Below are 12,491 nucleotides of genomic sequence, written 5' to 3'. Positions count from 1 at the left end.
CTATCGTAGCAGATGACGGGTATTTGGCGACAAAGGTTTGACGGCTTGCGACGAAATGTCGGAATTCACCGGCAGCCTGGCGGAAAACGAGGAGAAATCCCCTATGACAGACAAAATCACCGCGCTTGACCTCGCACCGGCGGAGCTGAGCGAAGCGACCAACGCCTATTTCGCCAAATGCCGGGAGAAGCTCGGCCTCGTTCCCAATGTGCTGCTCGCCTACGCCTTCGACGAGAAGAAGCTGCGCGCTTTCACCGACATGTACAATGATTTGATGCTGGGTGAATCCGGCCTGTCGAAGCTGGAGCGAGAGATGATCGCGGTGGTCGTCTCATCGGTCAACCATTGCTATTATTGCCTGGTTGCACATGGCGCGGCCGTGCGCCAGCTTTCCGGCGACCCGGCCTTCGGCGAGATGATGGTGATGAATTTTCGCGCCGCCGAGCTGTCAGACAGGCAGCGCGCCATGCTCGAATTCGCGGTGAAGCTGACCGAGCAGCCGGCAAAGATCGTCGCAGCCGACCGGGCGGCGCTGCGGCAAGTGGGCTTTTCCGACCGCGACATCTGGGATATCGCCTCGACTGCCGCGTTCTTCAACATGTCGAACCGGCTGGCATCGGCGATCGATATGCGGCCGAACGATGAATATCACGCGATGGCGCGATAGGGCACCGCGGTCGTATATATTAGCTGCATCGCATTCTCGTTGCTTGTTTGCCGGTTTGGTCCGATGATCGGCATGCGGCATGACCGCATGCCGGTTCGATGCCGCCGATCAAAGGAGGAGAACATGGCGAAATTTCTCTACGTCTATCACGGCTCGGGCAAGATGCCGACCGAGGAGGCCGAACGGAAGGCAGCGATGGATGCCTGGAACGGCTGGTACGGCAAGCTTGGCTCAGCCGTGGTCGACGGTGGCAATCCAGTCGGCATGTCGAAGACCCTGCTGCCCGGCGGCAAGGTCGAGAACAATGGCGGCAGCAATCCGACCGCCGGTTACACCATCATCGAAGCGAAAGACATCGACGATGCCGTCCGCAAAGCCAAGGATTGTCCTATCCTGACGGACCCGGGTTTCAGCGTCGAGATCGCACCGATAATCGAAATGGGTTGACGCGGCGGCTCAAGACCGCGCCGCGATCGCCGCCGCAGCGCCGGCCATGGTGCCGGCGCTGACGCGGTTGGCGATCTTCATCGCCCGTTTGCTCCTCAAGAGCTTGCGCGCCTGCGATGCGGCGAGCACCCAGGTCAAATCGATGGCGACCAGCACCACGGCCATGGTCGCCGTCAGCTCGACCCAGCCGATCACGCTGACTGAACCGAGATCGATGATGGTCGGCAGCAGCGCCAGATAGAACATCATGATCTTGGGGTTGCCGAGCGTTACCGCCATGCCGGCAAAGAACAGTCTGACGGGCGAATCTTCGCGCGGCAGCGAACCTTCTTTTGCCTCGACCGGTGCGGTCCACATCTTCCAGGCAAGCCAGGCGAGATAGACGACGCCAACCCATTTCACGACGACAAAGGCGAAGTGGAACGTCTGCGCCACCACGGCGAGGCCAAACACCGCCAGTGATAGCCAGATCGCTTCGCCGATCCACATGGCAAGCAGGAACGGAAACACGTCGCGAAACCCTTTTGCGATGACCCGCGCCACAAGTGCGGCAATCGACGGGCCCGGCGAGCCGGCGGCAACAAGCAGGGCGCCGGCAAAAATCAGAAGCGACGTGAAATGCATGACGCGGATCTCGTTAGAAGTTTTTGGACGCTTCAACATAACCCAACTGTTCCGGCGACGGTAGCGTCCACCGAAAGAAGGCTTGTCGGCCAGGCACCTCGCGGCTAGAAGTGTCGTCTCGCAATCCTTTCCGAGCTTCACTTTGCCTGCGTAACCGCCGGTCTCGCCAACTCCCCGACACAGAGCAGGGCGTCGCAGTCGCGGTGCCTGTTTTCACATCATCTGTTCTTCAGGGTGGCGGTTCGAGACCGGTTTGGCACTGCTGAACCGCTGTCGCGCATAACCCGCGACACCTGATTTCCAACTGCCGCAGTCTCTCGCCACGCCGTGCCCGCAGGGGCATCTCGACATCGCCGATCTGACGAACTTCCCGACGGGAAGGGCTTTTCGGCATGCCTTCGATACTGCGTATCCGCTGGACGATCGCGCCCAAGACCGCACCGCGACCTCACCTCAACTGCAATCGCTGCGGCGGTCTGAAAGCCTATCGCTGCAGCGGCAAATTCCGGGTCAATGCCAATGGCAAACGCATTGATGCCTGGTTGATCTACCGCTGCATCGATTGCGACAATTCCTGGAATTTCGGCATTCTGGAGCGATGCAGTCGCCGCGATATCGAACCGGCAATATTGCAGGCGCTCGAACGCAACGACCCGGTCCTGGCGCGGCGCCATGCTTTCGATATTGCCGCACTGCGAAGCAGGATCGGGCGCGTCGAGGAGTTTCCTGAAGCCGCCGTTCATAAGCAGGTGCTCGGGGACAGGCCGGAAAACACCGCCGCCCTCGAACTCCAGCTCGAGCTCGAAATGCCGACAGCGCTGCGGCTCGACCGGTTGCTCGCCAACGAACTCGGTGTCTCGCGATCGCGGCTTCAGGTTTGGGAAGAGAAGCGATTGCTGGTGGTTGGTCCGGATGGGGCCAAAGCCTTGCGCAGGCCGGCCCGGGCGGGAACGGCGATCCGCATCGACCTGTCTAGCGATCCAGACCGGGACGGCATTATCGCGGCGGCCGGCGGGTAGGATAAAGGGAGGAAGCACGCACGTGCTCCCTCCCTCATAGTGGCTGAGAAAAGTGGCTTACGCCGCGCCGACCACTTTCGCCGACTTCTCGAAACGCTTGCGCTCGTTCGGGTCGAGATAGAGCTTGCGCAGGCGGATGGTCTTCGGCGTCACCTCGACCAGCTCGTCGTCCTGGATCCAGGCCAGCGCGCGTTCCAGCGTCATGCGGATCGGCGGCGTCAGTTTTACCGCCTCGTCCTTGCCGGCGGCGCGGATATTGGTCAGCTTCTTGCCCTTGAGCACATTGACTTCGAGGTCGTTGTCCCTGGAATGGATACCGATGATCATGCCCTGATAGACCTTGACGCCTGGGTCGATGACCATCGGGCCGCGGTCTTCCAGGTTCCACATGGCATAGGCCACCGATTCCCCCTGTTCGTTGGAGATCAGCACGCCGTTGGTGCGGCCCGGCAGCTCACCCTTGTAAGGCTCATAGGCATGGAACAGCCGGTTCATCACGGCGGTGCCGCGCGTGTCGGTCAGCAGTTCCGACTGGTAGCCGATCAGGCCGCGCGTCGGCGCGTGGAAGACGATGCGCTGGCGATTGCCGCCCGAAGGGCGCAGCTCGACCATCTCGGCCTTGCGCTCCGACATTTTTTGCACGACGACGCCGGCATGCTCCTCGTCAACGTCGATGACGACTTCCTCGACCGGCTCCAGCAATTCGCCGTTCTCGCCCTTCTGCATAACGACGCGCGGCCGCGACACGGCGATCTCAAAACCTTCGCGGCGCATCGTCTCGATCAGCACGGCCAGCTGCAATTCGCCGCGTCCGGAGACGAAGAACGAATCCTTGTCCGGCGATTCCTCGATCTTCAGCGCGACATTGCCTTCGGCCTCGCGCAGCAGGCGGTCCCGGATGACGCGGCTGGTCACCTTGTCGCCTTCGGTGCCGGCCAGCGGTGAATCGTTGACCAGGAACGACATCGTCACCGTCGGCGGATCGATCGGCTGCGCGTGTAGCGGTTCCGTCACCGACAGGTCGCAGAACGTATCGGCGACGGTGCCTTTCGACAAGCCGGCGATGGCGACGATGTCGCCTGCCTGCGCTTCGTCGATCGGCTGGCGCTCGAGCCCGCGGAAAGCAAGGATCTTCGAGATGCGGCCGGTTTCGACCTGGGTGCCGTCATGGTGCAGCACCTTGACCGCCTGGTTGGATTTCAGCGTGCCGGATTCGATACGGCCGGTGATGATGCGGCCAAGGAACGGATTGGCTTCCAGAATGGTGCCGATCATGCGGAACGGGCCGGGATGAACGGTCGGCGCCGGCACGTGCTTGATGACGAGGTCGAACAGCGGCGCCAGAGCCTGGTCCTTCGGACCTTCGGGGTTTTCCGAGACCCAGCCATCGCGGCCCGAACCGTAGAGGATAGGGAAGTCGAGCTGCTCGTCGGTGGCGTCAAGTGCTGCAAAAAGGTCGAACACCTCGTTGACCACTTCGACATGGCGGGCATCCGGCCGGTCGATCTTGTTGATGACGACGATCGGCTTCAGTCCAACCTTGAGCGCCTTGCCGACGACAAACTTGGTCTGCGGCATCGGCCCCTCGGCGGCGTCGACCAGCACGATGGCCGAATCCACCATCGACAGGATGCGCTCGACCTCGCCGCCGAAGTCGGCGTGGCCGGGCGTATCGACGATGTTGATGCGGGTGTCCTTCCAGTCGACCGAGGTCGCCTTGGCCAGGATGGTGATGCCGCGTTCCTTTTCGAGGTCGTTCGAATCCATGGCGCGCTCGGCGACGCGCTGGTTGTCGCGGAACGAGCCGGATTGTTTCAGGAGCTGATCGACGAGGGTGGTTTTTCCATGGTCGACGTGCGCGATGATCGCGATATTGCGGATTTTCATGTTTTGGTCTCGGGAGCGTTGCAGGCAGCAGGCCAAAAGGCGCTGCCTCTTTCGGTTGGGCGGCTCATACAGGGTTTTTCGCAATTGCGAAAGAGGAGGCGAGTCACCAAATAAAGTCACCAAATCTTAAATGTCTTGATGTGAAGTGGAATTATTAACCAAGGCGGAACCTTTCATGGTCCGGGCAGTTCGAATTTCATGATCGACGCAGGCAGCAGACTCCGGCCGATTTTGGCATGTAGTGCACTCGCCGTCCTCCTCGCGGCAGGCGCGGCGCAGTCGGCCGCGTCGTCCAAGGAGACGCGGACTGCCCTGCCGTCCGACAAGCGGTCGGCGGAGCAGCTTTTTGCCGATGCTCCCGATGGCGTCGACCCGGTGGTGACCGGGCCAGTCAGCGCCGCCTTCAAGCAAAGGCAGCAAAATGCCGGATGCGACGGCGCCGTCTGGCCCAACATTCCCGTCGTCTGCTATCCCGATTGATACAAGTCCTACCCTCGGGCTGGCCCGAGGATAATGGTGCAGTCGCTCACGCCGACCGCACCGGATCGAGCGTGACCTTGTAGAGTTCGCTGTCGTCGCGATCCATCAGCCGCACCGTCAGCTGCTCTGTAGCGCCATCGATATCGACAAGTCCGAAGAACTGCAGGCCGGCCGACGGCGGCAGGTTCTGACCCTGCTCGGCAGTCGGTGCCTTGATGAACTTCAGCTCCGGGCCGAAGGTCATGTCGAAACCATTCGGTCCGAACGTGCCTGAATGGATCGGACCCGAAACGAATTCCCAGAACGGATTGAAGTCCTGGAACTGCGCCTTGTCCGGATTGTAGTAATGCGCGGCCGTGTAATGCACGTCTGCGGTGAGCCAAACGGTATTGCTGATGCCCGCGTTCTTTATATAGCGAAGAAGGTCGGCAATTTCCAGCTCGCGCCCCTTGGCCGGGCCATTGTCGCCATTGCTGACTGCCTCGGCCCCGACCTTCTTGGTACCGTCATTCCAGACCACGAGGCCGAGCGGCATATCGGCGGCGATGATTTTCCACGTCGCGTTGGAATTTGCCAGCTCACGCTTCAACCACTTGATCTGCTGTTCGCCGAGGATGCGCGATTCAGGCGTCATCGTCTCCTGCATGTCGGGACCGTTGGGGCCGCGGTAGGAACGCATGTCGAGGAAGAATACATCGAGCAGCGGCCCATAGGCGATCTTGCGGTAGACGCGGCCCGGCTCCGACGGTTCGTAGCGGATCGTCGTCATCTCGTGGAAGGCGCGCGCAGCACGTGCCGCCAGCACATGGATCGATTTTTCGGTGTAGCGGTCGTCGGCGGTCAGGTCCTTCGAGTCCGACCAGTTGTTCAGCACCTCATGGTCGTCCCACTGATAGAAAGTCGGGCAGATGGCACTGAGCGCAAGAACGTTCTTGTCCATCATGTTGTATTTCCACTGCGCCCGGTATTCGTCCAGCGTCTCGGCAACCTTGCGCTTTTCGTCGATCAGCACCGTGTTTTTCCACTTGCCGCCATTGGGCAGATCGACTTCGTCCTTCATCGCACCATCGGCATAGATCGTATCGCCCGAATGCAGGAAGAAATCGGGCGTGTGCTTGGCGATCGTGGCGTAGGTCTTCATGCCGGTCTCGTCGATGCCCCAGCCTTGGCCGGCGGTGTCGCCCGACCAGGCAAAGCGGATGTCGCGCTTCGAGGCAGGTGCCGTGCGGAAGCGGCCGACGATCGGCTCGGAAACGGCGTTGATGTCGGCAAGATCGGCCGCGACCATGCGGTAGAAGATGTCCTGGTCGGAGGCGAGATCGGTGAGCAGGCGCTTCACCGTGTAATCGCTGGCCGGCGAGGTATCGAGCGGCGCCAGGCGGACGGCATTGGCGAAGCTTTCCGTCGACGACACTTCGAACATGACGCGCGACGGCCGGTCCGTGCGCGTCCAGACCATGCCGCTGGTGGCGTCGACGTCGCCGGACTGGATGCCATGGGTGAAGGCCGGGCGCTGATTGGCGCGCGAGTAATAGGGAAGCGCAAGGCCCGACGCGCCGACCAGGCCAACGGCGCTGGCCGACGTGACGAAAGCGCGCCGCGTCATTGAAATCTTGTTCATGGCTGTCTCCTGGATGGCGTTGAACGTCGCCGCCAAGCTCCAGCTTCAATGTTTCAGGCACATTTCGAAACGATGAAGGTTTTCTGACATCAACAGGCTGGGGAATCTCCCTCCTTGAGGGGGAGATGTCGCCGAAGGCAACAGAGGGGGTCGTCTCGCATGGAGCGCCGACCTCCTGCGTCTGCGATATGGGGCCGAGCCCGGTCGGACCGACCCCCTCTGGCCGCTTTGCGGCCATCTCCCCCTCAAGGGGGGAGATCGGCAATTTGGCCGACGGCATCTCTCCTGCAACGAGAAGCTATGCCGCCTGCGGTTCAGGATCGAACGCCGGGCGGCTGGTGTTGATCAGCAGCGAGATGCAGGCGGCGGCTATTGCCGTCATGCCGGCGATCAGGAAGGCAAGCTCGTAATTGCCCTGCAACTCACGCATAGTGCCACCGAAAAAGGCCGCTGTCGCTGCGCCGACTTGATGGCCGGCGACGATCCAGCCGAAGACGATCGGCCCGCTGCGGTCGCCGAACGCCTCGTTGGAAAGCCGCAACGTCGGCGGCACCGTGGCGATCCAGTCCAGTCCGTAAAATACTGCGAAGATGATCAGGCTGGTCGCCGAGAAGCCGGAATAGGGCAGATAGATCAGCGACAGGCCGCGAATACCGTAATAGATGCCGAGCAGCTTGCGCGGGTCGAAACGGTCGGTGAGCCAGCCCGACAGCGTCGTGCCAATAAGATCGAAGATGCCCATCATAGAGAGCAGGCCTGCGGCCTGCACTTCGCCGATGCCCATATCGCCGCAAAAGGCGATCAGGTGCGTGCCGACCAACCCGTTGGTGGTGAAGCCGCAAACGAAGAAGGTGGCGAACAGGTACCAGAACACACGCGTACCGGCGGCGCGGCGCAACGTGCTCAGCGTATGCGCGAGGAAATTGCCTTGTGCGGCCGGCGGCGACGGCGGCACGTCGTCGGCCTCGGCACCGTAACGCACCATGCCAATCGCGGCCGGACGCTCCGGCACCAGCATGTAAACCAGCGGCACCAAGGCGGCGGTGGCCACGGCAATGGCAATGGCGACCGGCTTCCAGCCACCCGACTGGGCGAGCGAGGCGAGCAGCGGCAGGAAGACCAGCAGCCCGGTGGCGCTGGACGCCGACATCAGTCCCATCACCAGGCCGCGATTGGTCTTGAACCAGCGGTTGACGATGGTCGCGCCGAGCACGGTGGCGACGGCGCCCGAGCTGATGCCGGAAAACACGCCCCAGGTGAGGAGCAGATGCCACGGCTTGGTCATTAGTAGGCTGAGCGCAGTCGATCCCGACATCAACAGGAGCGCGGCAAGCAAGGTGCGGCGCAGCCCGATCCGCTCCATCAGCGCCGCGGCAAACGGCCCGGTCAGGCCATAGAGGAAGATGCCGGTGGCCGCGGCCAGCGAGACGACGTCGCGCCGCCAGCCGAAACTATTCTCCAACGGCAGCATCATGACTGCCGGTGCCGAACGCAGGCCCGCGGCGATCAGCAGGCAGAGAAAGATGACGGCGACCACGACGAAAGCGTAGCGCTGGCCAAACGGGCGGGATTGAGCTATCATGTTACTGACCGGTACGTTTCAGGTGTGCGGAACATACGTACCGACCGGTAACATTGTCAACCAGGCAATCGGCAAACCAGACATGAAAAGCATTGAACCAACGATCAAGGAGAATGGCGCACCGCTGCCTCGCGCCGCCGAACGGATTCTCCAGGTGGCGCGCGACCTGTTCTACCGGCAAGGCATCAGGGCGATCGGCGTCGACGAGATCGTACGGCGTGCCGGCGTCACCAAGCCAAGCCTCTACCGCAGCTTTCCGTCCAAGGATGAGTTGGCCGCATCCTATCTTCGGCACTATGACCTCGAATTCTGGGAGCGCTTCGACGAGGCGGTGAATGCCCATCCCGGCGATCCGCGCGCGCAGATCGTCGCCTTCCTGACGCGTGTCGGCAAGCGCACGCAAAGGCCCGACTATCGCGGCTGCGGCATGACCAATGCCGCGGTCGAATATCCCGAACACGGCCATCCGGCCCGCGTCGTGAGCGAGGCCAACAAGCAGGAATTGCGCCGGCGCCTGCGTGCCATGGCGGCGGCGATGGGCGCCGGCGACGCCGACACGCTGGGTGACGGGCTGCTGCTCCTGATCGAGGGCGCCTATATCAGCGGCCAGCTGTTCGGTGCCGGCGGACCGGCGCAGTCGGTGGCCCGCAACGCCGATCTTCTGATCGAGGCAAGCTTGAAGAGATAGCGTTCCGTTTACCAGACCACTGTGAGCAGCCTGACTTCGTCTAGGCTACCGCTGAATTTGACGGTACGCTGCGGCAGCCCGAACGGAGTTGTCCGCCATGCGCGCTCTTTTGATCCTGCTTGTCCTCGCCGGTTTCTGCCAGGCGGCCCCGGCTGGCGACATATCCAGCGTCTATACCGATCTCGTCTGGGAGAAGGACTGCGTGACTTATGCCCAGGCGGAGGAAGGCGACGGCGACTGGGCCGACCTCGCTTGTTCGGGCTATGGCGGCTACCCGGTGATGGTTTCCTACGACGACGCGCGGGAATCTCTGTTCTACGGGTTTCCACCTGGCGACATGACCACGGTCTGGGAAAGCTTTTCCGGCCTCAACTCGGCTGGACCCAAAGTCGAGTGGCGTATCGAAACCAAGGGCGATATGGCCGTTCCTTTCGCAGTCATCCATCGTCGCTCGATCAGCGATAGCGAGGGCGAGAACAAGTCGACGGAAGTGCTGATCGTCGCCAAGGTTGCCCAGCCTGGCGCCCACGAAGGCTGCACGATCGCTCTTGTGCTCGCCACCGGTAATCCCGCCGCCAACGATCAGGCGCGCAAGCTTGCCGACGAGAAGGCACGCACCTTCGCCTGCGGCAAGGACAAGCGTGTGGTGATCGGCAACACGCCCGATTTCGGCCGCGTCGATAACTGACTATTTGCGCCCGTCAATTACTTGCGCTTGGCCCGCTCGATTGCCTCGACGATCATCTTCTTGGCATAGGCGGCATCGTACCAGCCCTCGATCTTGACCCATTTGCCGGGTTCGAGATCCTTGTAGTGCTCGAAAAAATGCTGCACCTGCTGGCGGGTGATATCAGGCAGCTGCGTGTATTCGTGAACGTCCTCATAGCGCAAGGTCAGCTTGGGCGAAGGAACCGCGATGACCTTCTCGTCCTGGCCGGCATTGTCCTCCATCACCAGCACGCCGATCGGCCGCACATTGATGACGCAGCCCGGCACCAGCGCGCGTGTGTTGCAGACCAGCACGTCGATCGGGTCGCCGTCGCCCGACAGCGTGTGCGGTACGAAACCGTAATTGCCGGGATAGCGCATCGACGTGTGCAGGAAGCGGTCGACGAACAGCGTGCCGGCTTCCTTGTCCATCTCGTACTTGATCGGCTCACCGCCGATCGGCACCTCGATAATGACGTTGACGTCCTCGGGCGGGTTCTTTCCGCTGGCAATCGCTTCAATACGCATCGCTTTATCCCTCTCTCGATTGAAGATCGATAGCGGGCGACGGCGAATGGTGCAATGCGGCGAATGGTACTGGGGGATCGTCCGAACCGAAACCGGTCGGATCATGCGCTGGCCGTCATTCCCAGACGAAAGCGACCTTCTTCAGCGCCTTCTGCTCGAATATCTCGACGCCCTCGGCCACATCGCGACCGCCGGCGCCGGCATAGAAGGCAAGTGCGTTCTGATTGTCTTCCAGCGCCCACACGACCATGCCCTTCAAGCCATGGTCGGCCAGCCGTGCCCGTGCCGCCGAGAACAGCCGGCTGCCGAGCCCGATGCCTTGATATTCCGGCCGCAGGTAAAGCTCGTAGATCTCGCCCTGCTGCCTGAGTTCGCGGGCACGGTTCTTGCCGATCGTCGCGTAGCCGGCAATTTTGCCGCCGATTTCGACGACCAGGACGGTGGCGGCGCGGCGAATGGCATTCGCCCACCAGTCGGCACCGCGGCGGTTGATCATCGATGTCAGAGTGCGGTGTGGGATGATGCCCGAATAGGCGCCGCGCCAGGCCTCGAGATGCACGTCGGCAATGGCGGCTGCATCGCGCGGCTCGGCTTTCCTGATGTCGATGCTCAGCGTATTCATGATTGGTTAACCATAAACCCGCGGCGCCCGATTGCAAGAGTCCGGTCAGCCACTGCGATGCTTTCGCACAGCCGAACGGTGCGTCCTTGAGACGCTGCAAAACCGCCTTTAGCGAGATCAAATCTCGACCAGATGGTCGTCCAGTTCGTTGCTGTCGCCGGTCGACACCGGAAAATGCTCGGCCAGTACCGCACCGACCGCTTCGACCGCCCTGACGAAGCCGTCGGCAAGCCGATCGTCGCCGGCATGCGCCGTAAGGTCGCGGACGACACCGTCCCAGACATGCTGGCCGACACGAGAATCGATGCCGCTGTCGGCGACCACTTCAGCATAGCGCTCGGCGATCGAGACGAACACCAGCACGCCGGTGCGCGCCGTGGTGCGGTGGACGTTGCGGGCGAGGAACTGCTTCATCGCATTGGCGTGGGCGGCCTGGTAGCGCAGCCGCCTCGGCACCAAATGGATGCGCAATGCGGGCAATGCCCACAACAGGATGAGCACACTGGCAAGCGCCAGAAGCTCGGCTATGACGAAATGCGGCAAGCGGATCGACAGCCACCAGGCTTCCAGCCCGTAACCGACGGCGAGGCTGACGACGAGCATGCCGAGCATCGCCATGAAGGCGGCCGGGAAAAAATAGCCGTCGCTTGCATGCGCCACGACGCAGTAGATCTCGCCGTCGGTCTTTGATTCGGCAGCGCGGATCGCATCGGCGATGCGCTCATGATCCTCGGGGCTGATCGGTCGTGTTGCCATGATTGATGTCTCACCAGCTTCCTGAAGAACCGCCGCCGCCGGACGAACCGCCGCCGCCGGAAAACCCGCCGCCGGAACTTCCTGACGACCAACCACTGCCTGAACTTCCCGACGACCAGCCACTGCCGGACGAGGTCCCCGACGTCCAGGCACCGCCACCGGAGGGTGACGAACCTGGCCCGCGGCCGTAGCGGAACGTCATGCCCAGCCACTTGTACACGCCCGGCGACAGTTTCGTGCCGAAGATCGGCGGCAGGAACGCCATTGCCAAGCCGCCGAAGAACATCGTCGCCCACAGGATGATGAACAGCATGAAGATGGGATCGACAGGATTGTCATTCGCCGGATTGCGCTTGCCGCGCGCCTCCAGCTCTTCGGGGTTGCCTTCCAGCACCATGATCATGTCGTCGACGGCCTTGCTGATGCCGCCTGAGAAATCGCCGGCACGGAAGGCCGGCACCATGTCGTTTTCGATGATCAACTTGGTGTGCAGGTCGGTCAGCGTGCCTTCAAGCCCATAGCCGACCTCGATGCGCATCTTGCGGTCGTTCGGCGCCACCAGAAGCAGGACGCCGTTGTTCTCCTTCGCCTGGCCGAGTTTCCAGGCGCGAAACAACCGGTTGGCGTAAGGCTCGATCTCCTCGCCGTCGAGGCTGGGAATGGTCGCGACGACGATCTGGTCGGACCCCTTGGTCTCGAAATCGGCAAGCTTCTGCGTCAGCGCCACCTCGGTCGCGGCATCGATGATGCCGGCATTGTCGACGACCCGTCCGGTCAGCGCCGGCAATTCGGCGGCGAAGGCCGCGAAGCCGAACAGCAGCACCGCTATGGCCAACAGCGCGGTGCCGGTCATTTTGATGAA

General features: G+C 62.2%; 14 protein-coding genes. 6 read left to right on the top strand and 8 right to left on the bottom strand.

Going from position 1 to position 12,491, the window contains the following annotated elements; translation table 11 throughout:
• Positions 1–103 precede the first annotated feature (103 nt).
• Both NKH43_RS13965 and NKH43_RS13960 read left to right on the top strand, forming a co-directional pair.
• Entirely contained in the window at positions 104–667 is a 564-nt protein-coding gene (locus NKH43_RS13965; protein ID WP_023719735.1) for a peroxidase-related enzyme, read from the top strand.
• A 123-nt stretch (positions 668–790) separates the two neighbouring features.
• Positions 791–1,114: a YciI family protein gene (locus NKH43_RS13960; protein WP_352494112.1), complete on the top strand. Its 324-nt coding sequence runs from the start codon at positions 791–793 to the stop codon at positions 1,112–1,114.
• Positions 1,115–1,123: 9 nt separating this feature from the next.
• Here NKH43_RS13960 and NKH43_RS13955 read toward each other — a convergent pair whose 3' ends face one another.
• Entirely contained in the window at positions 1,124–1,738 is a 615-nt protein-coding gene (locus NKH43_RS13955; protein ID WP_352480973.1) for a LysE family translocator, read from the bottom strand.
• Positions 1,739–2,130: 392 nt separating this feature from the next.
• On the opposite strand from NKH43_RS13955, the gene NKH43_RS13950 reads away from it, so the two are divergent.
• A complete protein-coding gene (locus tag NKH43_RS13950) occupies positions 2,131–2,757 on the top strand; it encodes a DUF1062 domain-containing protein (RefSeq protein ID WP_352480974.1) in 627 nt (208 codons plus the stop codon).
• 57 nt (positions 2,758–2,814) lie between these two features.
• On the opposite strand, the gene typA is transcribed toward NKH43_RS13950, so the two are convergent.
• Positions 2,815–4,644 carry a translational GTPase TypA gene (gene typA, locus NKH43_RS13945; RefSeq protein WP_352465599.1) on the bottom strand — a complete coding sequence of 610 codons (1,830 nt, stop codon included), beginning with the start codon at positions 4,642–4,644 and terminating at the stop codon, positions 2,815–2,817.
• A gap of 198 nt (positions 4,645–4,842) precedes the next feature.
• Here typA and NKH43_RS13940 point away from each other — a divergent pair, with 198 nt between their 5' ends.
• The gene (locus tag NKH43_RS13940; RefSeq protein WP_352858670.1) at positions 4,843–5,124 is read left to right on the top strand and encodes a hypothetical protein; all 282 of its coding nucleotides are present in this window, start codon (positions 4,843–4,845) and stop codon (positions 5,122–5,124) included.
• Between the two features lie 46 nt (positions 5,125–5,170).
• Here the strand turns inward: NKH43_RS13940 and NKH43_RS13935 are convergent, their stop codons facing one another.
• The gene (locus NKH43_RS13935; protein ID WP_352858669.1) at positions 5,171–6,745 is read right to left on the bottom strand and encodes an alkaline phosphatase D family protein; all 1,575 of its coding nucleotides are present in this window, start codon (positions 6,743–6,745) and stop codon (positions 5,171–5,173) included.
• Positions 6,746–7,043: 298 nt separating this feature from the next.
• Positions 7,044–8,327, bottom strand: coding sequence for an MFS transporter (locus NKH43_RS13930; protein ID WP_352494109.1), 1,284 nt, complete (start codon positions 8,325–8,327; stop codon positions 7,044–7,046).
• Positions 8,328–8,409: 82 nt separating this feature from the next.
• Here NKH43_RS13930 and NKH43_RS13925 point away from each other — a divergent pair, with 82 nt between their 5' ends.
• Positions 8,410–9,015, top strand: a complete 606-nt coding sequence (locus NKH43_RS13925) for a TetR/AcrR family transcriptional regulator (protein WP_352845279.1) — start codon at positions 8,410–8,412, stop codon at positions 9,013–9,015.
• A 97-nt stretch (positions 9,016–9,112) separates the two neighbouring features.
• Positions 9,113–9,703, top strand: coding sequence for a hypothetical protein (locus NKH43_RS13920; protein ID WP_352858668.1), 591 nt, complete (start codon positions 9,113–9,115; stop codon positions 9,701–9,703).
• Positions 9,704–9,720: 17 nt separating this feature from the next.
• On the opposite strand, the gene ppa is transcribed toward NKH43_RS13920, so the two are convergent.
• The 4 genes from ppa to NKH43_RS13900 form a co-directional block, all read right to left on the bottom strand.
• Positions 9,721–10,251, bottom strand: a complete 531-nt coding sequence (gene ppa, locus NKH43_RS13915) for an inorganic diphosphatase (RefSeq protein ID WP_023721304.1) — start codon at positions 10,249–10,251, stop codon at positions 9,721–9,723.
• A 115-nt stretch (positions 10,252–10,366) separates the two neighbouring features.
• Positions 10,367–10,873 carry a GNAT family N-acetyltransferase gene (locus NKH43_RS13910; RefSeq protein ID WP_023678138.1) on the bottom strand — a complete coding sequence of 169 codons (507 nt, stop codon included), beginning with the start codon at positions 10,871–10,873 and terminating at the stop codon, positions 10,367–10,369.
• Between the two features lie 117 nt (positions 10,874–10,990).
• Complete coding sequence (locus NKH43_RS13905) at positions 10,991–11,629, bottom strand: TPM domain-containing protein (RefSeq protein WP_352858667.1); 639 nt, start codon at positions 11,627–11,629, stop codon at positions 10,991–10,993.
• Between the two features lie 10 nt (positions 11,630–11,639).
• The gene (locus tag NKH43_RS13900; RefSeq protein WP_352481111.1) at positions 11,640–12,482 is read right to left on the bottom strand and encodes a TPM domain-containing protein; all 843 of its coding nucleotides are present in this window, start codon (positions 12,480–12,482) and stop codon (positions 11,640–11,642) included.
• Positions 12,483–12,491 lie beyond the last annotated feature (9 nt).

Source organism: Mesorhizobium sp. M1163 (assembly GCF_040318415.1).
Lineage (GTDB): Bacteria > Pseudomonadota > Alphaproteobacteria > Rhizobiales > Rhizobiaceae > Mesorhizobium.
Note: the sequence above shows the minus strand (reverse complement) of the source record. Positions and strands in the feature narration are given on the sequence as shown.